Source organism: Pseudomonas paracarnis (assembly GCF_904063055.1).
Lineage (GTDB): Bacteria > Pseudomonadota > Gammaproteobacteria > Pseudomonadales > Pseudomonadaceae > Aquipseudomonas > Aquipseudomonas paracarnis.
On the sequence record NZ_CAJFCN010000022.1, the window covers coordinates 36,444 to 55,536 of the forward strand.

General features: G+C 60.8%; 22 protein-coding genes. 18 read left to right on the forward strand and 4 right to left on the reverse strand.

Annotation, left to right across the window (positions count from 1 at the left end; all coding sequences use genetic code 11):
- Positions 1-40: 40 nt before the first annotated feature.
- The 14 genes from fabF (at position 41) to JMV15_RS26685 (ending at position 13,574) form a co-directional block, all read left to right on the forward strand.
- The gene (fabF, locus tag JMV15_RS26620) at positions 41-1,285 is read left to right on the forward strand and encodes a beta-ketoacyl-ACP synthase II (protein WP_038451239.1); all 1,245 of its coding nucleotides are present in this window, start codon (positions 41-43) and stop codon (positions 1,283-1,285) included.
- On the forward strand, positions 1,285-2,100 hold the full coding sequence (gene pabC / locus JMV15_RS26625; RefSeq protein ID WP_038451237.1) for an aminodeoxychorismate lyase: 816 nt from the start codon (positions 1,285-1,287) through the stop codon (positions 2,098-2,100). The genes fabF and pabC overlap by 1 nt, the downstream gene beginning before the upstream one ends.
- Position 2,101: 1 nt before the next feature.
- Entirely contained in the window at positions 2,102-3,238 is a 1,137-nt protein-coding gene (gene mltG / locus JMV15_RS26630) for an endolytic transglycosylase MltG (protein ID WP_014719560.1), read from the forward strand.
- A 19-nt stretch (positions 3,239-3,257) separates the two neighbouring features.
- Positions 3,258-3,890: a dTMP kinase gene (gene tmk / locus JMV15_RS26635; RefSeq protein ID WP_014719559.1), complete on the forward strand. Its 633-nt coding sequence runs from the start codon at positions 3,258-3,260 to the stop codon at positions 3,888-3,890.
- On the forward strand, positions 3,883-4,872 hold the full coding sequence (locus tag JMV15_RS26640) for a DNA polymerase III subunit delta' (protein WP_038451235.1): 990 nt from the start codon (positions 3,883-3,885) through the stop codon (positions 4,870-4,872). The genes tmk and JMV15_RS26640 overlap by 8 nt, the downstream gene beginning before the upstream one ends.
- A gap of 62 nt (positions 4,873-4,934) precedes the next feature.
- On the forward strand, positions 4,935-5,720 hold the full coding sequence (locus JMV15_RS26645) for a TatD family hydrolase (RefSeq protein WP_014719557.1): 786 nt from the start codon (positions 4,935-4,937) through the stop codon (positions 5,718-5,720).
- Between the two features lie 445 nt (positions 5,721-6,165).
- Positions 6,166-6,831, forward strand: coding sequence for a TetR/AcrR family transcriptional regulator (locus JMV15_RS26650; RefSeq protein WP_003189287.1), 666 nt, complete (start codon positions 6,166-6,168; stop codon positions 6,829-6,831).
- Positions 6,832-6,970: 139 nt separating this feature from the next.
- Positions 6,971-7,939 carry a GTP 3',8-cyclase MoaA gene (locus tag JMV15_RS26655; RefSeq protein ID WP_019817203.1) on the forward strand — a complete coding sequence of 323 codons (969 nt, stop codon included), beginning with the start codon at positions 6,971-6,973 and terminating at the stop codon, positions 7,937-7,939.
- A 111-nt stretch (positions 7,940-8,050) separates the two neighbouring features.
- Entirely contained in the window at positions 8,051-8,656 is a 606-nt protein-coding gene (locus JMV15_RS26660; protein ID WP_019817202.1) for a DUF4823 domain-containing protein, read from the forward strand.
- Positions 8,657-8,672: 16 nt separating this feature from the next.
- Positions 8,673-9,233 carry a DUF1285 domain-containing protein gene (locus JMV15_RS26665; protein ID WP_014719554.1) on the forward strand — a complete coding sequence of 187 codons (561 nt, stop codon included), beginning with the start codon at positions 8,673-8,675 and terminating at the stop codon, positions 9,231-9,233.
- Between the two features lie 70 nt (positions 9,234-9,303).
- Positions 9,304-10,017 carry a GntR family transcriptional regulator gene (locus JMV15_RS26670; RefSeq protein WP_038451233.1) on the forward strand — a complete coding sequence of 238 codons (714 nt, stop codon included), beginning with the start codon at positions 9,304-9,306 and terminating at the stop codon, positions 10,015-10,017.
- On the forward strand, positions 10,014-11,015 hold the full coding sequence (locus JMV15_RS26675; RefSeq protein ID WP_038451231.1) for an ADP-ribosylglycohydrolase family protein: 1,002 nt from the start codon (positions 10,014-10,016) through the stop codon (positions 11,013-11,015). Before JMV15_RS26670 ends, JMV15_RS26675 begins: the two co-directional genes overlap by 4 nt.
- 188 nt (positions 11,016-11,203) lie before the next feature.
- Positions 11,204-12,670, forward strand: a complete 1,467-nt coding sequence (locus JMV15_RS26680; RefSeq protein ID WP_014719551.1) for a purine-cytosine permease family protein — start codon at positions 11,204-11,206, stop codon at positions 12,668-12,670.
- Positions 12,663-13,574, forward strand: a complete 912-nt coding sequence (locus tag JMV15_RS26685; RefSeq protein WP_038451229.1) for a PfkB family carbohydrate kinase — start codon at positions 12,663-12,665, stop codon at positions 13,572-13,574. Before JMV15_RS26680 ends, JMV15_RS26685 begins: the two co-directional genes overlap by 8 nt.
- Before the next feature lie 117 nt (positions 13,575-13,691).
- On the opposite strand, the gene JMV15_RS26690 is transcribed toward JMV15_RS26685, so the two are convergent.
- From JMV15_RS26690 to JMV15_RS26705, 4 genes are all read right to left on the reverse strand, one after another.
- A complete protein-coding gene (locus JMV15_RS26690) occupies positions 13,692-14,072 on the reverse strand; it encodes a Rho termination factor N-terminal domain-containing protein (protein WP_038451227.1) in 381 nt (126 codons plus the stop codon).
- Positions 14,073-14,120: 48 nt separating this feature from the next.
- A complete protein-coding gene (locus JMV15_RS26695; RefSeq protein WP_014719548.1) occupies positions 14,121-14,387 on the reverse strand; it encodes a hypothetical protein in 267 nt (88 codons plus the stop codon).
- 51 nt (positions 14,388-14,438) lie between these two features.
- Positions 14,439-14,777 carry a hypothetical protein gene (locus tag JMV15_RS26700; protein ID WP_020301899.1) on the reverse strand — a complete coding sequence of 113 codons (339 nt, stop codon included), beginning with the start codon at positions 14,775-14,777 and terminating at the stop codon, positions 14,439-14,441.
- An 85-nt stretch (positions 14,778-14,862) separates the two neighbouring features.
- Entirely contained in the window at positions 14,863-16,059 is a 1,197-nt protein-coding gene (locus tag JMV15_RS26705) for an MFS transporter (protein WP_038451225.1), read from the reverse strand.
- Positions 16,060-16,247: 188 nt separating this feature from the next.
- On the opposite strand from JMV15_RS26705, the gene JMV15_RS26710 reads away from it, so the two are divergent.
- From JMV15_RS26710 to JMV15_RS26725, 4 genes are all read left to right on the forward strand, one after another.
- The gene (locus JMV15_RS26710; RefSeq protein ID WP_010208407.1) at positions 16,248-16,727 is read left to right on the forward strand and encodes a GNAT family N-acetyltransferase; all 480 of its coding nucleotides are present in this window, start codon (positions 16,248-16,250) and stop codon (positions 16,725-16,727) included.
- Between the two features lie 237 nt (positions 16,728-16,964).
- Positions 16,965-17,786, forward strand: coding sequence for an SDR family oxidoreductase (locus tag JMV15_RS26715; protein WP_014719545.1), 822 nt, complete (start codon positions 16,965-16,967; stop codon positions 17,784-17,786).
- A 32-nt stretch (positions 17,787-17,818) separates the two neighbouring features.
- Positions 17,819-18,799: a substrate-binding domain-containing protein gene (locus JMV15_RS26720; protein WP_014719544.1), complete on the forward strand. Its 981-nt coding sequence runs from the start codon at positions 17,819-17,821 to the stop codon at positions 18,797-18,799.
- On the forward strand, positions 18,796-19,093 hold a 298-nt coding region (locus tag JMV15_RS26725; RefSeq protein WP_201491963.1), incomplete at its 3' end, for an ATP-binding cassette domain-containing protein. The genes JMV15_RS26720 and JMV15_RS26725, both read left to right, overlap by 4 nt.

The following is a 19,093-nucleotide window of genomic DNA, read 5'->3' on the forward strand; positions in this document are numbered from 1 at the left end:
GGCGATGAAAAAGTGTCGTCATTAGAAAAAGGAGAGTGCTGTGTCGCGTAGACGCGTCGTAGTCACCGGTATGGGTATGTTGTCGCCACTGGGTACGGATGTGCCGAGCAGTTGGCAGGGCATTCTGGCTGGCCGCAGTGGTATTGGTCTGATCGAACATACGGACCTTTCTGCCTATTCCACCCGTTTTGGCGGCTCGGTAAAGGGCTTCAATGTCGAGGAATATCTCTCGATCAAAGAGTCCCGCAAGCTCGACCTGTTCATTCAGTACGGCCTGGCTGCCGGTTTTCAGGCAGTGCGTAACGCCGGCCTGGAAGTCACCGACGCCAACCGTGACCGCATCGGTGTGGCCATGGGTTCGGGTATTGGCGGTCTGACCAATATCGAAGAAACCAGCCGCACGCTGCATGAGACTGGCCCACGTCGAATTTCACCGTTCTTCGTACCGGGCTCGATCATCAATATGATTTCCGGCTTCCTGTCCATCCATCTGGGGGCACAGGGGCCTAACTACGCGATTTCAACGGCGTGCACCACAGGCACCCACTGCATCGGTATGGCGGCGCGCAACATTGCCTACGACGAAGCCGATGTGATGATCGCCGGCGGCGCCGAAATGGCCGCGTGCGGCCTGGGCATGGGCGGCTTCGGCGCGTCCCGTGCGCTGTCGACCCGCAATGACGAGCCGACCCGTGCCAGCCGTCCGTGGGACAAAGGCCGTGACGGCTTCGTGCTGTCCGACGGTGCCGGTGCGCTGGTGCTTGAAGAGTTGGAGCACGCCAAGGCGCGTGGCGCCACCATCTACGCCGAGCTGATCGGGTTCGGCATGAGCGGTGACGCGTACCACATGACTTCACCGCCGTCCGACGGAGCGGGTGCTGCGCGTTGCATCACCAATGCCCTGCGCGATGCGAAGGTCAACCCCAACCAGGTGCAGTACATCAACGCCCATGGCACTTCGACCCCGACCGGCGACCTGGCGGAAGCAGAGGCCATCAAGTCGGTGTTCGGCGAGCACGCCTATAAGCTGGCGGTCAGCTCCACCAAGTCCATGACCGGCCACCTGTTGGGTGCGGCGGGCGCGGTCGAGGCGATCTTCAGTGTGATGGCAATCAGGGATCAGGTCGCTCCGCCGACTATCAACCTTGATGAGCCGGACGAAGGCTGCGACCTGAACTTCGTGCCCCACGAAGCGCAGCCCATGCCGATCGACGTGGCGATTTCCAACTCGTTCGGTTTCGGTGGCACCAACGGTTCCCTGGTGTTCCGCCGGTTCGCCGAGTGATGCACAGCTGGGTCGACGGTCAGCCAGCGGACAGCGTGCCCCTGAAAGATCGCGGCCTGGCCTATGGCGATGGGGTGTTCGAGACCATCGCCGTCAAGGCCGGGCAGCCGTTGCTGCTCGACCGTCACCTGCAACGCCTGGAAGAGGGTTGCAGGCGTTTGGCATTGGTAGTGGATCACGGGTTGATTCGCCACGAAGTGCTGAGCTTCGCCGCCGCCCTTGGCGACGGTATTCTCAAATTGATCCTCACCCGTGGCGACAGCTTGCGCGGTTACGGCATCAACCCTGGCGCCCCGGTGCGCCGCATCTTGCAGGGCAGTGCGCCCGCTGTTTACCCACCCATCCATGAAGTCGAAGGCGTGCGCCTGTTCGCGTGTGCCACGCGCTTGGCGCAGCAGCCGTTGCTGGCCGGTATCAAGCACCTCAATCGCCTGGAGCAGGTGATCGCGCGTGCCGAATGGCAAGATACCGAACATGCCGAAGGCCTGATGCTGGACATGTCTGGTCGGGTGATCGAAGGCATATTCAGCAACCTTTTCCTGGTACGCAACGGCTTGTTACTAACCGCTGATCTGAGCCGTTGTGGCGTTGCCGGCGTAATGCGCGCCGAAGTGCTGGCCCAGGCACAAGCGCTGGGCGTCCCGGTGGCCGTGGCCGACATCAGTGTTGAGCAGTTGCAACAGGCCGATGAAGTCTTCGTCTGCAACAGCGTATATGGCATTTGGCCGGTGCGTGGTTGCGCTGCGATGAGCTGGCCGGTTGGGCCGCTCACCCGTAAACTGCAAAGCATTGTTCGCGCGCTATTGGATATTTGAGTTGATACGAAAACTGGTGTTACTGCTGCAGATCAGCCTGGTCTCGGCGGCTTTGCTCGTGGGCTTTTCGGCCTGGAAACTCGACTCTGCCCTCAAGCAGCCCCTGAAGCTGCCTCAGGAGCAGTTGCTCGACGTACCTGCTGGCGCTACGCCGACGGGCACCTTCAACCGTCTGGAAGCCGACGGCGTGCTCGACGATGCATTCTGGTTGCGTCTGTACTGGCGCTTCAACCTCGAAGGCCAGCCATTGCACAGCGGCGAGTACCGCATGAGCCCGGGCCTTACCGCCGAGGGTTTGATCGGCCTGTGGCAGCGCGGCGAAGTGGTGCAGTACAGCCTGACCTTGGTGGAGGGCTGGAATTTCCGTCAGGTGCGCACCGCCCTGGCCAAGCATGAAAAGATCGTGCAGACCCTCGCGGGCCTGACTGACAGCGAAGTGATGGATAAGCTCGGCCACCCAGGTGTGTTTCCTGAAGGGCGGTTCTTCCCCGACACCTACCGTTTTGTCCGCGGCATGACGGATGTCGAGTTCCTGAAAAAAGCCTACAACCGCCTGGACGATGTACTCGCCCAGGAGTGGAGCAAGCGTGCCGCCGACGCGCCCTACACCGACCCTTACCAAGCACTGATAATGGCGTCGCTGGTAGAAAAGGAGACCGGTGTGCCTCAGGAGCGCGGGCAGATTGCCGGTGTGTTTGTGCGTCGCCTGAAGATCGGTATGCTGCTGCAGACCGACCCCACCGTGATCTACGGCCTGGGTGAGCGCTACAACGGTAAATTGACCCGTGCCCATCTCAAGGAAGCCAACCCCTACAACACCTATATGGTCGCCGGCCTGCCGCCCACGCCCATCGCAATGGTCGGTCGCGAGGCAATCCATGCAGCGCTGAACCCGGTACCGGGCAGCAGCCTGTATTTCGTCGCCCGTGGTGATGGCAGCCATATATTCTCGGATGACCTGGATGCGCATAATGCCGCCGTGCGTGAGTTCCAGCTCAAGCGCCGTGCCGATTACCGTTCCAGTCCGACGCCTGTGGTGAAACCGCTGGAAGATTCGGCACCTGCCAGTGATGCACCCACCCCCGACGCACCGATCGAGCCCGCGCCGGACACTACCGCGCCGCAAAGCCCGCAATGACTCTGACTAAGGACTGCCTGTGACTGGCTTGTTTATTACCCTGGAAGGCCCGGAAGGCGCCGGCAAAAGCACTAACCGTGACTACTTGGCCGAGCGCCTGCGTGCGCAGGGCATCGAGGTGGTGCTGACCCGTGAGCCGGGCGGTACGCCTTTGGCTGAGCGCATCCGTGAAGTCCTGCTGGCCCCGGGTGACGAGCCGATGAACCCGGACACCGAGTTGCTCCTGGTGTTTGCTGCCCGTGCCCAGCACCTGGCCGAAGTGATTCGCCCGGCCCTGGCGCGGGGTGCGGTGGTGATCTGCGACCGGTTTACCGACTCCACCTACGCCTACCAGGGTGGCGGGCGGGGTTTGTCCCTGGAGCGCATCGCCACCCTGGAAACCTTCGTGCAAGGCGATCTGCGCCCCGACCTGACCCTGTTGTTCGACCTGCCGGTGGAAGTGGGCATGGCCCGCGCCAGTGCGCGAGGTCGTCTGGATCGTTTCGAGTTGGAAGGCCAAGCCTTCTTTGATGCAGTGCGCAGCGCTTTCCTGCAGCGCGCCAAGGCTGAGCCCACACGTTATTACCTATTGGACGCCGCCCAGCCGCTGAGTCAGGTGCAACAGGCTATCGACGCGCTGCTGCCCACTCTGTTGGAGCGTAGCCGTGGCTGAGTCCTACCCGTGGCAGGACGGCCTCTGGCAGCAACTGGCAGGGCGCGCCCAGCACGCCCACGCCTATCTGCTGCATGGGCCGGTGGGCATCGGTAAACGCCACCTCGCCGAACGCCTGATGGGCAGCCTGTTGTGCCAACGCCCAGTCAACTTGGAGGCGTGTGGCGAGTGCAAGTCCTGCCTGTTGCTCAAGGCTGGCAGTCACCCGGACAATTATGTGCTGGAACCCGAGGAAGCGGACAAGGCCATCAAGGTCGACCAGGTGCGCGACCTGGTGAGCTTCGTGGTGCAGACTGCGCAAATGGGCGGGCGCAAAGTGGTGCTGATCGAGCCGGTCGAGGCGATGAACATCAACGCGGCCAACGCCTTGCTCAAAAGCCTTGAAGAGCCGTCCGGCGATACCGTGCTGTTGCTGGTGAGCCACCAGTCCAGCCGCTTGTTGCCGACCATTCGCAGCCGTTGCGTGCAGCAGGCTTGCCCGTTGCCCAGCGAGGACATGAGCCTGCAATGGCTGGCGCAGGCGTTGCCGGAATGCAGCGCAGAAGAACGAGGCGAGTTGCTGACCCTGGCGGCCGGTTCGCCTTTGGCGGCAGTGAAGCTGCAGGCTCAGGGCGTGCGCGGACAGCGTGCACTGGTCGTGGATGGCGTGAAGAAACTGCTCAAGCAGGAATTGTCCGCCACGCAACTGGCCGAAAGCGCCTGGAAGGACATTCCGCTATTGCTGCTGTTCGACTGGTTTTGCGACTGGTCCAGCCTGATCCTGCGCTACCAGCTTACCCAGGATGAGCAAGGCCTGGGCCCGGCGGATATGCGCAAGGTCGTGCAATACCTGGCGCAAAAAAGTGCCCAGGACAAAGTGCTGAACGTCCAGGACTGGATCCTCGCCCAGCGCCAGAAAGTCCTCGGCAAGGCCAACCTCAACCGCGTGCTGTTGCTCGAGGCATTGTTGGTGCAGTGGGTCGGCCTGCTCGGGCGCCGTTAAATTCCGTGGCTGACGGGTGTATCGTTGGCCCTACCTCTTTTGTGACTTAAGCTCAGATTCCTATGCTCGTAGATTCTCATTGCCACCTTGATCGCCTCGACCTTGCCCAGCACGGTGGCTCCCTCGACGCCGCCCTTGAAGCTGCCCGCCAGCGTGGGGTAGGGCACTTCCTGTGCATTGGCGTCAGCGCCGACAACGCCGCCGACGTCAAAGCCCTGGCTGATCGCTATGCCGACGTAGACTGCTCGGTGGGTATTCACCCGTTGGACCTCAAGCCTGGCGAAGCGCCGGCTCTGGACTGGCTACTGGGCGAACTCAACCACCCGCGAGTGGTGGCCATTGGCGAAACCGGCCTGGACTATCACTACGAGCCTGAAGCTGCCGAGTTGCAGCAGGCCTCGTTCCGCTTGCACCTGCAAGCCGCCCAGCAGACGGGCAAGCCGGTGATCGTCCACACCCGAGGTGCCCGTGCCGATACCCTGGCCTTGCTACGTGAAGCCGCGTTGCCGCAGGCTGGCGTGTTGCATTGCTTTACCGAAGACTGGGACATGGCCAAGGCGGCCCTGGACCTGGGGTTCTATATTTCCCTGTCGGGTATCGTCACCTTCCGCAATGCCGACGCGCTGCGCGATGTGGCCCGCCAGGTGCCTGCCGACCGCCTGCTGGTGGAAACCGACTCGCCGTACCTGGCGCCCATCCCCCATCGCGGCAAACCGAACTTGCCCGAATATGTACGTGATGTGGCTGATTACCTGGCGATGCTGCGCGGCGAGTCGTACGAACGCTTTGCCGAGCAGACTACCGAGAACTTCAAGCGCCTGTTCCCGCTGGCCCACCTAGCCGGTTAGAGCGGCCGAATTCCAGGCAAAAAAAACCCGGGTTCTGGGGGGTGAATCCGGGCTAAGACCATTAGGAGTAAAACAAGGGCACGCAGTCCGTCGGTACCCAGGTCGACGCGTCACTTGGGGGAGATGTCGCGCCGACAGTTGAAGTATTGACCACTATCCTATTCAGTCCAGTCGTGATTGATCGTTTTTTAAACAGATTTGGAATACGCGGCCTTCGCTTGAGTTCTCATTGCGCTGATGGGCAGGTTCAGGTGTTGCGTATTATTTCTGACTGATAACGGCGAAATCGTTGGCGCATTGAAAGTTATGTGCCTGGCGGGTTCACATAGACATTGCCCAACGACCGTTCAGTCGGGATAATCCCTCGCACCGGGTAAATCGTATCGCCACGTATCCATGGCCCTGCGCAACCCTCCCTATTTCCGACCTTTGCAGACTCTTCCTCATGCACAAAGAACCCCGTAAGGTCCGTGAATTTCGCCGCCGTGAGCAGGAAATTCTCGACACCGCGCTCAAGCTGTTCCTCGAACAAGGTGAAGACAGCGTCACCGTCGAGATGATTGCGGATGCCGTGGGTATCGGCAAAGGCACGATCTACAAACACTTCAAATCCAAGGCCGAAATCTACCTGCGCCTGATGCTCGACTACGAGCGTGATTTGAACGAGTTGCTGCACTCGGCGGATGTCGACAAAGACAAGGAAGCCCTGTCCCGCGCTTACTTCGAGTTCCGCATGCGTGATCCGCAGCGCTACCGCCTGTTCGACCGCCTGGAAGAGAAGGTGGTCAAAGGTCACCAGGTGCCGGAGATGGTCGAGGAATTGCACAAGATCCGCGCCTCGAACTTCGAACGCCTGACCCTGCTGATCAAGGGGCGTATCAGCGAAGGCAAGCTTGAAGACGTGCCACCGTATTTCCACTACTGCGCCGCCTGGGCCTTGGTGCATGGCGCTGTGGCGCTGTACCACTCGCCGTTCTGGAGCAATGTGCTGGAAGACCAGGAAGGTTTCTTCCAGTTCCTGATGGACATCGGCGTGCGCATGGGCAACAAGCGCAAGCACAGTCCTGAACTGCCGGGCGCCGAGAAGAGCGGCGAAACCCCTGCCACCTAAGTCATTCGCCACAGTGATGGCGCAATGATTTACTGCCAGGCGCAGTAACCCAGGAATATACTCAGGCAAGGACCTTGCTAAAAGCTGAGTTATGAGTCAGCTTTTAGCGCGCCCGAATTATCCTCTGCCGGAGTGATCCATGATCGTTGATCGTCAAGGCAGGCGTTTTCGCAATTTGCGGATCAGCCTGACTTCAGCCTGCAATTATGCGTGTACCTATTGCGTGCCTGACGGCAAGCGGCTGGTGGCTGCCCAGGATGAACTGTCGGCCGAGGCCATGGCCCGAGGCGTGGCTTACCTGATCGAAGCGGCGGGTATCGAGCGCTTGCGCATTACCGGCGGTGAGCCGTTGGTCAGCCCCAAGTTGGAAGCCTTCATGGGGGCGGTAGGGCAGATGGGCCTGAGCGACATCAGTCTGACCACCAATGGCCAACTGCTGGCGCGTAAACTGCCGTTGCTGGTGGCCGCTGGTATACGACGCATCAATGTCTCCCTCGACACGCTGGATGCCGACGCTTTCCGCAGCATCGCCCGTGGCGGCGACCTGGCCACCGTGCTCGATGGCATGGACCAGGCCAGTGCTGCCGGGATCAAGATCAAGGTCAATATGGTGCCGTTGCGCGGCCAGAACCTGGACCAGGTGATGCCGCTGCTCGATTACTGCCTGGCGCGAGGCTACGAGCTGCGCTTTATCGAACTGATGCGCATGGGGCACCTGGCCAAAGACTCCAACGCGTTCCTGCAACAGTTTGTCAGCTTGCAACAGCTGCTCAGCTTGATCGGCGAGCAACACGAATACCTGCAAGCCAATGCACCCGTCGATGCGACGGCGGTACGCTACGAAGTGCCAGGCAAGGGCTTCTTCGGTGTGATCGCCAACGAGAGCGTACCTTTCTGCCGCACCTGTTCGCGGTTGCGGTTGTCCTCTACTGGTTGGCTGCATGGCTGCCTGTCGTCCAGCAATCGCCATTATGTCGGTGACTTGCTCGATCAGCCGCGCCATCAAGCGTTGCCAGCGTTGCAGGGCTTGTTGATGAAAGCCTTGGCCGACAAGCAGGAAGTGGCGTTCTCCGGCGGTGCCACGATCATGAAGATCATTGGTGGCTAAGGTAGACATTGCGGGTTCACACATTTGATTTGTGGCGCAGCTGACTGGCGCGGATTCTGCATCCCACGCCCCATTCGCCGGTTTCCTGTCACCGGCCTCTGGAGGATTAGGATGCGTAGTCTGGTTTTGCTGCTGGCGTCATTGGCCCTGGGTGGTTGCATGACCGTCAGTGATATGGCCGAAGGCACCCGCTATCAGATGAGCGATGCCGGACTGCTCGATCACAGCGATACGCGCCGTACTGCCTCGGTGCGCATACAGCCGGACTCCTTTGTGTTTATCGCCCAAGGCGCCTTCGTGCCGCCGGGCAGCGCCTACCCGCGGCCCAATGTGGTGGCCGAGGAAGCCTTCAATGGCTTCGTCGAATATTTCCCCATGGTGCGTCGCGCCCGCCAGCCGGAAGGTCTTGAACAGGCCATGACCGAAGCCCGTGCCGCCGGTGCTCATTACCTGCTGTATTGCCGCTTTGCGGCAGCCGATGACCGTATCGGCAACGCCGACGAGTGGACCGACCAACAAGCCCTGGACCGCCTTGGCCTGGACAGCGGGGTGATCCAAGTCATGTTGATCGAGACCAGCACCCAGTATTTGATTGATACTGCACGTATTCGCAGTCGTGGCGGTTTACTGACGTTCCACGACACATCGCCACAAGATTTGATCGCCCGCCCCCTGGCGCAATACGCCCGCGGTTTACTGGGTATGAGTGATCAGTAAGACAGAGGAGCCCGCCATGACCGATTCCGCCAAGGCCAATGATTTATTGGCCCAACTGCCCAAGGGCAAGGGGCCGGCACCGGTGCATCTGTGGAACCCGGATTTCTGCGGCAATATCGACATGCGCATCGCCCGCGATGGCACCTGGTTCTACCAAGGCACACCCATCGGGCGAAAGCCGATGGTCAAGCTGTTCTCCAACATCATCCGCCGCGATGGCGATGATTATTTCCTGGTGACGCCCGTGGAGAAGGTCGGCATCCGTGTGGATGATGCGCCATTTGTCGCAGTGACCCTGGATGTGCAAGGGCAGGGCGAAAGCCAGGTATTGCGCTTTACCACCAACGTCGACGAACAGCTCGAGGCAGGCCTCGAACACCCGCTGCGGGTGGTGACCGACCCCATCACCCAGGAACCCGCCCCCTATGTGCGCGTTCGCACCAACCTCGAAGCCCTCGTGCATCGCAACGTTTTTTACCAGTTGGTGGAGCTGGCGGTGAGCCGTCCGATCAACGGTCAGAACTGGCTTGGTGTCTGGAGCGGCGGGGAGTTTTTCCCCATCGGCCTGGAGCCCTGAGGCGGTTTTTGTCTTCAGCCTGAAATAATCCTCTTGCGGTAAACGCGGGCTTTCGGTTATCAATTTGTACATGATTAGACATGTTCGATTTGATAAGAAAAAACGCGTCGTCGACGAACTCATCCGCCGTATCGAGGGTGGGGTCATGGCCGACGGCCTCCTGTTGCCGGGCGAGCATCAACTGGCCGAGGAGTTTGCGGTCAGCCGTGGCACGCTGCGCGAGGCGCTGGCCGAGCTCAAGCGTCGCAACTACATCGCCACCCAGAGCGGTGTCGGCTCGATTGTCACCTTTGACGGCATGGTGCTCGACCAACGCAGCGGCTGGGCCCAGGCCTTGGCCGATACGGGCGCCCAGGTAAGCACCGACATCCTGCGTTTCGAGGCCGTCACGCGCCCGGATCTGTTCAGCCGTTTCGGCACCGACCAGTTCATTACCCTCGAGCGCCTGCGGCGCACGGCTGACGGCACAGCGGTGTCCCTGGAACGCTCGCTGATGCCGGCCGTTGGCGATCTGGAAAGCCTGCCGCGCATGGGCCTGATCGACAACTCCCTGACCATCACCCTGGCCGCCTACGGCTATGTCGGGGCCGACGGCGACCAGTGGATCGGTGCCGAACCCCTGGGTGATGAAGACGCCGAATTACTCGGGCGCCCCAGCGGCACGGTATTTCTCAAGGCCTCGCGCACTACCTATGATCGTCGCGAGCGTTTCATGGAACATGTCGAAAGCCTGCTCGACCCGCTGCACTTTCGCCTGCATCTGCAGTTTGGAGCGCCAAAATGACCCGAGAAAATCGCGCACTTGGCGCCTTTTATGGCCTGGCCCTGGGCGATGCCTTGGGCATGCCCACCCAATCCTTGAGCCGCGAACAGGTTCAACAGCGCTTCGGTGCTATCACCGCCTTGGAAGACGCCGACGCGGACCAGCCCATTGCGCCCAACATGCCTGCCGGTTCCATCACCGATGACACCGAACAAGCCATCCTGGTTGCCGAGTTACTGGTGCAAGGCCAGGGCCAGATCGAGCCCGCCGTGCTTGCCCAGCGCCTGATCGACTGGGAAGCGGGGATGCGCGCCAAGGGTTCCCAGGACTTGCTCGGGCCGTCCACCAAGCGCGCGATCGACATGATCCTCGCCGGCCATACCCCGGAAGAATCCGGGCGCTACGGCACTACCAATGGCGCGGCCATGCGCATCACCCCGGTGGGCATCGCCGCCGATGTTGGCGACCCGGGGGGGTTTGTCCAGGCGGTGATCCAGGCGTGCCAGGTCACGCATAACACCAGCCTGGGTATTTCCAGCGCTGCGGCCGTGGCGGCGGTGGTCTCGGCAGGCATCAATGGCGTGGACCTGGGGGAAGCCCTGAATATCGGCACCCAGATTGCCCGACAGGCTGAAAGCCATGGTCACTGGATCGCGGGCGGACGCATTTCTACCCGCATCAGTTGGGCTCGCACCTTGAGCGTCGGCAGCGGCGACAAAGCGTTGTTTGCCGACCTGCTTTACGAGTTGATCGGTACTTCGGTGGCTTCCCAGGAATCGGTGGTGGTCTCGTTTGCCTTGGCCCAGCAAGTGGCGTCAGGTGATATGAATGCCTTCGAAGCCCTGTGCCTGGCGGCCAGCCTGGGCGGCGACACCGACACCATTGCCGCGATCCTCGGCGCCATGCTGGGGGCGTGCCTGGGCATGCAGTGCTGGCCTGAGGCGTTGGTTGAACAGGTCAAGCGGGTCAATGGATTGGATGTGCAACCCTTGGTCCAAGGGTTGTTGGCCTTGCGATAAACACAAATCTGATGTGGGAGCTGGCTTGCCTGCGATAGCGGTTTTCCAGTGGCCGCTGGGCGGGTTGCCCCCACCGCAATCGCAGGCAAGCCAGCTCCCACATTCAAAAGCGTTGAGTCAGGAAGACTGGATAAAGATTCGACTCGCTGCCACAACCACAACAATACAGGCACCAGGAGCACCCTTTCATGAGCAGTCCCTCTTCCGGCCAAAGCGCCGGGCAACTGGAAACACGCGGCATCGAGCCGGTCCCGGAAGGTGAGTGCAACGGCCATCCGCTGCAACTGTTCTGGGTGTGGTTCGCGGCCAATATCAGCATCCTCGGTTTGCCCCTTGGTGCAACGCTGGTGGCGTTTCGTGGCTTGGCCATCTGGCAGGCGATCATCGTCGCGATTCTTGGCGCCGCTGGCTCCTTTGCCGTGGTTGGCATTATCTCCATTGCCGGTCGCCGTGGTCGCGCGCCCAGCCTGACCTTGTCCCGCGCCATCTTCGGCGTGCGCGGCAATATCGGCCCGACCTTGGTGTCGCTGATGTCGCGCCTGGGTTGGGAAACCGTCAACACCACCACCGCAGCCTTCGTGTTGTTGTCGTTGAGCTCTATCCTGTTCGGCTCGGCAGTGGAGGCCAAGAGCGCGCCGCTGCTCACCCTGATCTTCATTGCCATCTTCGTGCTGCTGACCCTGGCCGTATCGGGCCTGGGCCACGCCACGTTGCTGGTGATCCAGAAGTGGGCCACCTACGTATTCGGCGGCCTGAACATTCTGGTGGGCGGCTTTCTGTGTGCCACCATCGACTGGAGCGCGGTGTTCAACGCCACCCCGGCGCCGTTGAGCGCGATGATCATTGGCGTAGGCACCATGGCCGCCGGCACCGGCATTGGTTGGGCCAACGCCGGTGCCGATATGTCGCGCTACCAGCACCGCAGCGTCAAGGCTGTACGCCTGGTGGCCAGCGCCGCTTTTGGCGCGGGTATTCCGCTGGTGTTGCTGATTACCTTGGGCGGCCTGCTGTCGGTGGGTAACAACGACCTGGCGTCGGCCACCGATCCGATCATCGCAATCCGCGACATGCTGCCGACCTGGATGGCGGTGCCTTACCTGATCACCGCGTTCGGCGGGCTGTTGCTGTCAAACAACCTGTCGGTGTATTCGGCCGGCCTCACTACCTTGACCTTGGGCTTGAAGGTCAAACGCGTGCACGCGGTGATTGTCGATATCGTCGCGATCTTTGCTGGCTCCATCTATTTCATGCTGATCGCCGACAGCTTCTATGGCCCGTTCATCACCTTCATTTCGCTGCTGGCGGTGCCGATTACGGCGTGGGTCGGGATCTTCGTGGTCGACTTGATTCACCGTCATTACTACAGCCCCACCGACCTGCTGGACGTCAGCCCCAGCAGTGCCTACTGGTATCGCGGCGGTGTGGAGTGGCGTGCATTTGGCGCCTGGGCCGTGGCCATTGTGCTGGGGTTCAGCTTCACCACCATCGGCACCACCGCCGAAAACATCTGGTTTGCCGGGCCGTTGTCCGACTCCTGGCTGGGCCATAACGGCCTGGGCTGGATCGTGACCTTCCTGGTAGCCGGCGGACTATATGCAGTACTGGGCGGCGCGGCTGACCGTCGTCCTGCTTTAGCAGAGAGCGCCAATGTCTAGATTGCTGCATACCGGCCAGGTCATTGTCGACCTGGTCATGGGCCTCGACACCCTGCCGGCAAGCGGCGGTGACGTGCTGGCCAACTCCGCCAGTTTCCAGGTCGGTGGCGGTTTCAACGTAATGGCTGCGGCGCGGCGCAATGGGTTGCCGGTGGTTTACCTGGGTCGCCATGGCGAAGGGCGCTTTGGCGAGCTGGCGCGCGCCGCGATGCAGGCCGAAGGTATTGAAATGACCTTGGCGGCCAGCGCTGGCAAAGATACCGGGTTGTGCGTGTCGCTGACTGAAGCGAGCACCGAACGCACCTTCATTTCCCATCTCGGCGCCGAGGGTGAGCTGAGCGCCGACGACTTGGCTCAGATCGTCCCGCGTGTTGATGATTATGTGTACGTCAGTGGCTACAGCTTGCTGCTTGAAGGTAAGGCACAGCCGTTGCTTGACTGGCTGCTGGCGCTGCCGCGAGAGATCGTGGTGGTGTTCGACCCAGGTCCGCTGGTCAAGGCGCCGGACTCGGCGTTGATGCGCGCGTTGTTGCCGCGTATCGACATCTGGACCAGCAATGGCCCTGAAGCCCTCGCGTTTACCGGGGCGGCGGGTATGAGTCAGGCGCTGCCCATGCTGAGTCAGCACGTGCAGGCACTGCTGGTTGTGCGTGATGGGCCAAATGGTTGCTGGGTAGGGCGTGGGGCACAGACTGAGCATGTACCTGGCTTCAAGGTTAAGGCGGTGGACAGCAATGGTGCGGGGGATGCGCATGCAGGGGTATTTATTGCCGGGTTGGCGAAGGGCTTGAAACCGGTTGAGGCGGCGCGTCGAGCGAACGCAGCGGCGGCATTGGCGGTAACCCGCTGGGGACCGGCCACTTCACCTGGCACTGCTGAGGTCGATGCATTAGTGACTGAATAAACGAGGCCCAAAAATGTGGGAGCGGGCTTGCTCGCGAATGCGGTGTGTCAGTTAAAGCATGTGCTGACTGATACACCGCATTCGCGAGCAAGCCCGCTCCCACAATGGGTCCTGCGTTTAACCGGCTTTTTTCAGGGCCTGGATCAACTCATCTTTGCGCATGGTCGAGCGTCCCGGAATATTCTTTTCCCGCGCCTCTTTCATCAAGCTTTCCTTGGTTTGCGTACTCAGCGAAGCACGGCTGCTGCGTGGGTGGCCTTCACGGCTGGCAGCGGCACGCTTGGCCGATTCCTGCCGGTCCTGGGCCTTCTTGGCCGGCGCCTTGCCTCGACCTGATCCGCCGGCTCTTTCACCACCACCAGACTGTTTATTCACGGTGGCCCAGGCGCGGGCTTCGGCCTCGTCCTTGGGCAGTCCCTTGTGCTCATAACTGTCTTCGATATGAGCGGCCTTGCGTTTCTGTTCGTCGGTGTATTTGGCTTTGCTTCCACGAGGCATCGCTAAAACTCCTTCTGGCCCCGGTCGCGGGGCCAGGCCAGAAATGGATTACTCAGTGCTTTGAGCGTCGAGCTTGCGCGCCTCATCCACACCCGAAGCGGTGAGCTTGATCGGCAGGTTCAACGCGTATTCGCCGGCGTCGTCGGTGGTCACATGCCCATCCTTGATCAGCCCGCGGTCCTGCAGGAACGCCAAGACACTGGCGACCTCTTTTTCACCGCGGTAATTGTCCAGCACCTCCTTGCCCAAGCCTTGCGGGTGGGCGTGCAGCAGGCGGGTGAGGACTTCTTTTTCAAGGTTTCTATCGACGTTCATGCGTACCTCTTCACGGGGAAATGGTCGGGCGTTGGTCGTACCAAGGGGGCATCAAGGCGCTGGTTGTTTCTGCGCGCCGGGGATGTTCGAGTCGTCGCCCTTGTTGATCTTCGGCTCATTGTTGCTCGTGCCAGGGCCCATCTTGCCGTTGCCCACGGCCGCCGGTGCCTGGCGCTGGGTGTCGTTGCCTTTGGTGCGCGGGTCAGCGCTGTTGTCGATGATCGCGCCACCGTTGGTGTCCATGCCGGTGCCCATCGATTTTTGCGATTCGGTAGTGGCGTCCGGCGTTGGATCGGTGGGGCCAGTGGTCGAGCTAGCCGCGAAGGCGCTCAAGGACGCGGCAGACAACAGGCCGGTGAGGGCGAGGGCAGCAAATTTGGAATGTTTCATCAGGGTGTCTCCATATAATTAATGTCCTTACCCTGTATTGGTCTGCCCGCGATTGCTGATCGTGCCGGGATGGCGACGAACGGTATCAGCTCACCTGTATCACTTTGTGTGCCGATACCCGACGCGCTATCAAGCGCGCCACCGTGATCGCCCAATTGAGTGCGGCGATCACCAGTACGCTCAGCATCATTGTCGCAAGGCCGAAGTCGACGATGATCTTGCCTGCGAGCCAGGGAAACCCGAAGACGCCGATAAAGTACGCCAGGCTGAACAGCAACAACGCCTGGGAAGTGGTGCCGCTGGGCGCTTCGTTGGCCACCAGGCCGTTGATCACCGAATACGTCAGGCCATACCCGATCCCTAGCGTGGCGGCGGCGAGCACATAACTGAGGTTGCCGCTGACACCAAACGCGAACAGCGCGATCGCGCCGAACATTACCCCGGATAACACGCAGGCAGCCTGGTACGCATCGCGCTTGACCACGAAACCGGCGATCAGCAGGCGGCTGGTAATAGCCGCTGTCAGGAAACCCGCGAAGAACAGTGAATAGTCCAGCTTATGGGCCACGGCATAGCTGGTCTGGAACGAAGACAGCCCCCCGAATACGCAGCCGCCCAGTCCGACCATCAGGATGGCGAACGCCGCCTTGGAAGACAGGACGCGGCGGCTTGCGCGCCAGGAAATCCTGGCGGTTGGCACATTCGCGTGCTGTCGCAACCGAGTGCCCATGCGCCAGAACATCACCACACCGGCGAGGCTGGCGAGCCCGGCGATATAGAACGCGGTTGTCAGGGGCAGGTCCAGCGCAGTGGCGGCGCGTCCCAGCAAAGGGCCGGAACCTATGCCGCTCAACATACTGCCCGAGAGCAAGGCGAAATATTTGGCCCGCTGGCGCGGTTCCACCAGCAGCGTCACGATGATCGGGCCCAGGGTATAGAACACGCCCCAGCCCAAACCAAGAGACAATCCAAACAGCATCAAGCCTTGGCCAAACCCTGGCGTCAGGGCAAACCCCAGGCAGGCCACCACCAACAATACGCCGGTGCTTGCAATGGCCCGCGCCGCGCCCAGCGCGTCAGCCAGATGCCCGGAAAGCACGACCGCTACAAAGGTGCTGAGCATCGCCGTGGCAATGACACTGCCCGCGTCGTGTTCATTACCGCCACGGGCATGGATCAGCAGTGACAACAAAAAGGTCGAGCCGTAAGACAGCGACAACAGAAAACTGGCGAGGCAGAACAGCGCGAATGTCTTCGTGCCCACGGGTGGCGTAACGTGCATGAGCAGGTCTCTGATCGTTGGATTTATGCTCATTGTTTACCATGGGCGTGCGCAGGCTTTGTTCTGTGGTTGCTGATGCTTGCATCACCCCGCGCCGGAGTGAAACGCGCTTATTGGCATCAATTGCACTGCAAACGGCAATCAAACCGTCTTAGTATGTGGCCTTTGAATTTGCCCAAGGCTCGCCCATGACCATCGAGATTCGCCCCGCCGTGCCCAGCGATGCTGCGCAGATCCTGACCTTTATCACTGAACTTGCCGAGTACGAGAAAGCCCGGCATGAAGTGATCGCCAGCGTGGTGGACATCGAGCGCAGCCTGTTCAGCGAAGGCGCCACGGCCCATGGCCTGATCTGCTTGCGCGACGGCTTGCCGATTGGCTTTGCGGTGTTCTTTTTCAGTTACTCGACGTGGCTGGGCAGTAACTGCCTGTACCTCGAAGACCTGTACATCAACCCGGAGCAACGCGGCGGCGGGGCCGGCAAGAAGTTGCTGCGCCACTTGGCCAAAATTGCCTTTGACAATGGTTGCGGGCGTTTTGAATGGAGCGTATTGGACTGGAACGAGCCAGCGATTGCCTTCTACAAATCCATCGGCGCCCAGCCTCAGGAAGAATGGGTACGTTATCGCATGGAAGGCGATGCCCTGCGCGACTTCGCCCTGGGCTGAAACTTCTTTCGTACAGTCACTAAAGATCGAATGTGGGAGCGGGCTTGCTCGCGAATGCGGTGTATCAGTCAGCACATGCTTTAACTGACAGACCGCCTTCGCGAGCAAGCCCGCTCCCACATTTTTTCAAGCGCCGCCCATTATATGGGACGATAATTTATATATTGAGATATTTCAGGCGATGGGTTTATAGTCGCCAGCATCAGCACTCACTACAAAAAATAAAAAGGTGAAGCGATGCAGGCGCAACCGTTGTCCCTACCCGCCGTGCCCGAGCCGACTTACGGCGAGCGGCTGAAGAACAAGGTGGTGATCGTCACTGGCGCCGCCCAAGGCATTGGCGAAGCCATCGTTGCCTGTTTCCAGGCCCAGCAGGCGCGGTTGATCATTGCCGATATTCAGGGCGACAAAGTCGAGAAGATCGCCGCTCATTGGCGCGAACACGGTGCGCAGGTTTACGCCCACGCGGTTGATATCACTTCCAAGGATCAGTGGCAGGCATTGGTCAACCTGGCCATCGAGCGCTTTGGCCGTGTGGATGTGCTGGTCAACTGTGCCGGCGTCAACGTGTTCCGTGACCCGCTGGAGATGAGCGACGAGGACTGGCGCCGCTGTTTCGCCATCGACCTCGACGGTGCCTGGTACGGCTGCCGCTCGGTGTTGCCGCACATGATCGAGCAAGGTATCGGCAACATCATCAATATCGCGTCCACCCATTCCAGCCACATCATTCCCGGTTGCTTTCCTTACCCTGTCGCCAAGCACGGCCTGCTCGGCCTCACCCGTGCCCTGGGTATCGAGTACGCGCCCAAAGGCATCCGCGTGAATGCCATCGCCCCCGGCTATATCGAAACCCAGCTCAACGTCGACTACTGGAACGGTTTCCCTGACCCCCACGCCGAACGCCAGCGTGCGTTCGACCTGCACCCGCCCAAACGCATTGGCCAGCCCATCGAAGTGGCCATGACAGCACTGTTTCTGGCGACCGACGAGGCGCCCTTTATCAACGCCACTTGCCTGATGATCGATGGCGGGCGGTCTGTGATGTACCACGACTAAAGCGTTTTTCAATAACAAGAAGGAGGTGGTCCATGTTCAAGCAAACACTCGGTGCCGTGGCACTGGCGATGGCGTTCTGCGGCTGGGTATCGGCTGAAGAAGTGAAGATCGGTTTTCTGGTCAAGCAGGCCGAGGAACCCTGGTTTCAAACGGAGTGGGCATTCGCGGAAAAAGCCGGCAAGGAGCATGGTTTCACCGTGATCAAGATCGCCGTGCCCGATGGCGAAAAGACCTTGTCGGCCATCGACAGCCTGGCCGCCAACGGCGCCAAAGGCTTCGTGATCTGCCCGCCGGACGTGTCCCTGGGCCCTGCGATTGTCGCCAAGGCCAAGGTCAACGGCTTGAAAGTGATGGCCGTGGATGACCGCTTTGTCGATGCCAAGGGCAACTTCATGGAAGACGTGCCTTACCTGGGCATGGCCGCGTTTGAGGTGGGCCAGAAGCAGGGCGCCGCCATGGCCGCCGAAGCGAAAAAACGCGGTTGGGATTGGAAGGACACCTATGCGGTGATCAACACCTTCAACGAACTCGACACCGGCAAGAAACGCACCGACGGCTCGATCAAGTCACTGGAAGAGGCCGGTATTCCCAAGGACCACATCCTCACCGCTGCGCTGAAAACCCTTGATGTTCCCGGCAGCATGGACGCCACCAACTCGGCCCTGGTCAAGTTGCCGAGCGGGGCGAAGAACCTGATCATCGGTGGCATGAACGACAACACCGTACTCGGCGGCGTGCGCGCTACTGAGAGCGCCGGCTTCAAGGCCGCCAACGTGATCGGCATCGGCATCAATGGCACCGACGCCATTGGCGAATTGAAGAAAGCCGACAGCGGCTTCTTCGGTTCCATGCTGCCCAGCCCGCATATCGAGGGCTACAACACCGCGCTGGCGATGTACGAGTGGGTCACCACCGGCAAGGAACCGGCCAAATACACCGCCATGGACGAAGTGACCTTGATCACCCGCGCCAATTTCCAAGAAGAACTGACCAAGATCGGCCTGTGGAAATGAGCGGCGCAGCCCTGCGTTTCAATGGCATCGGCAAGGAGTTTCCCGGTGTGAAAGCCCTGGCGCAGATCAGCTTTGAAGCGCGGCCCCATTCGGTGCACGCGCTGATGGGCGAGAACGGCGCAGGCAAGTCGACGCTGCTGAAAATCCTCGGCGGCGCCTACATTCCGTCCAGCGGCACGGTGCAGATCGGCGCGCAGACCATGGCCTTCAAATGCGCCGCCGACAGCATCGCCAGCGGTGTGGCGGTGATTCACCAAGAGCTGCACCTGGTGCCGGAAATGAGCGTGGCCGAGA

Bases quoted from the DNA above. Each gene is read 5' to 3' on its own strand.
- JMV15_RS26675 (WP_038451231.1), top strand. From the start codon at position 10,014: ATGACCCGAGAAAATCGCGCACTTGGCGCCTTTTATGGCCTGGCCCTG.
- JMV15_RS26715 (WP_014719545.1), top strand. From the start codon at position 16,965: ATGCAGGCGCAACCGTTGTCCCTACCCGCCGTGCCCGAGCCGACTTAC.
- JMV15_RS26680 (WP_014719551.1), top strand. From the start codon at position 11,204: ATGAGCAGTCCCTCTTCCGGCCAAAGCGCCGGGCAACTGGAAACACGC.
- JMV15_RS26685 (WP_038451229.1), top strand. From the start codon at position 12,663: ATGTCTAGATTGCTGCATACCGGCCAGGTCATTGTCGACCTGGTCATG.
- JMV15_RS26720 (WP_014719544.1), top strand. From the start codon at position 17,819: ATGTTCAAGCAAACACTCGGTGCCGTGGCACTGGCGATGGCGTTCTGC.
- JMV15_RS26700 (WP_020301899.1), bottom strand. From the start codon at position 14,777: ATGAAACATTCCAAATTTGCTGCCCTCGCCCTCACCGGCCTGTTGTCT.
- JMV15_RS26655 (WP_019817203.1), top strand. From the start codon at position 6,971: ATGATCGTTGATCGTCAAGGCAGGCGTTTTCGCAATTTGCGGATCAGC.
- JMV15_RS26695 (WP_014719548.1), bottom strand. From the start codon at position 14,387: ATGAACGTCGATAGAAACCTTGAAAAAGAAGTCCTCACCCGCCTGCTG.
- JMV15_RS26670 (WP_038451233.1), top strand. From the start codon at position 9,304: ATGATTAGACATGTTCGATTTGATAAGAAAAAACGCGTCGTCGACGAA.
- JMV15_RS26660 (WP_019817202.1), top strand. From the start codon at position 8,051: ATGCGTAGTCTGGTTTTGCTGCTGGCGTCATTGGCCCTGGGTGGTTGC.
- JMV15_RS26645 (WP_014719557.1), top strand. From the start codon at position 4,935: ATGCTCGTAGATTCTCATTGCCACCTTGATCGCCTCGACCTTGCCCAG.
- JMV15_RS26710 (WP_010208407.1), top strand. From the start codon at position 16,248: ATGACCATCGAGATTCGCCCCGCCGTGCCCAGCGATGCTGCGCAGATC.
- JMV15_RS26665 (WP_014719554.1), top strand. From the start codon at position 8,673: ATGACCGATTCCGCCAAGGCCAATGATTTATTGGCCCAACTGCCCAAG.
- JMV15_RS26690 (WP_038451227.1), bottom strand. From the start codon at position 14,072: ATGCCTCGTGGAAGCAAAGCCAAATACACCGACGAACAGAAACGCAAG.
- JMV15_RS26650 (WP_003189287.1), top strand. From the start codon at position 6,166: ATGCACAAAGAACCCCGTAAGGTCCGTGAATTTCGCCGCCGTGAGCAG.
- pabC (WP_038451237.1), top strand. From the start codon at position 1,285: ATGCACAGCTGGGTCGACGGTCAGCCAGCGGACAGCGTGCCCCTGAAA.
- JMV15_RS26705 (WP_038451225.1), bottom strand. From the start codon at position 16,059: ATGCACGTTACGCCACCCGTGGGCACGAAGACATTCGCGCTGTTCTGC.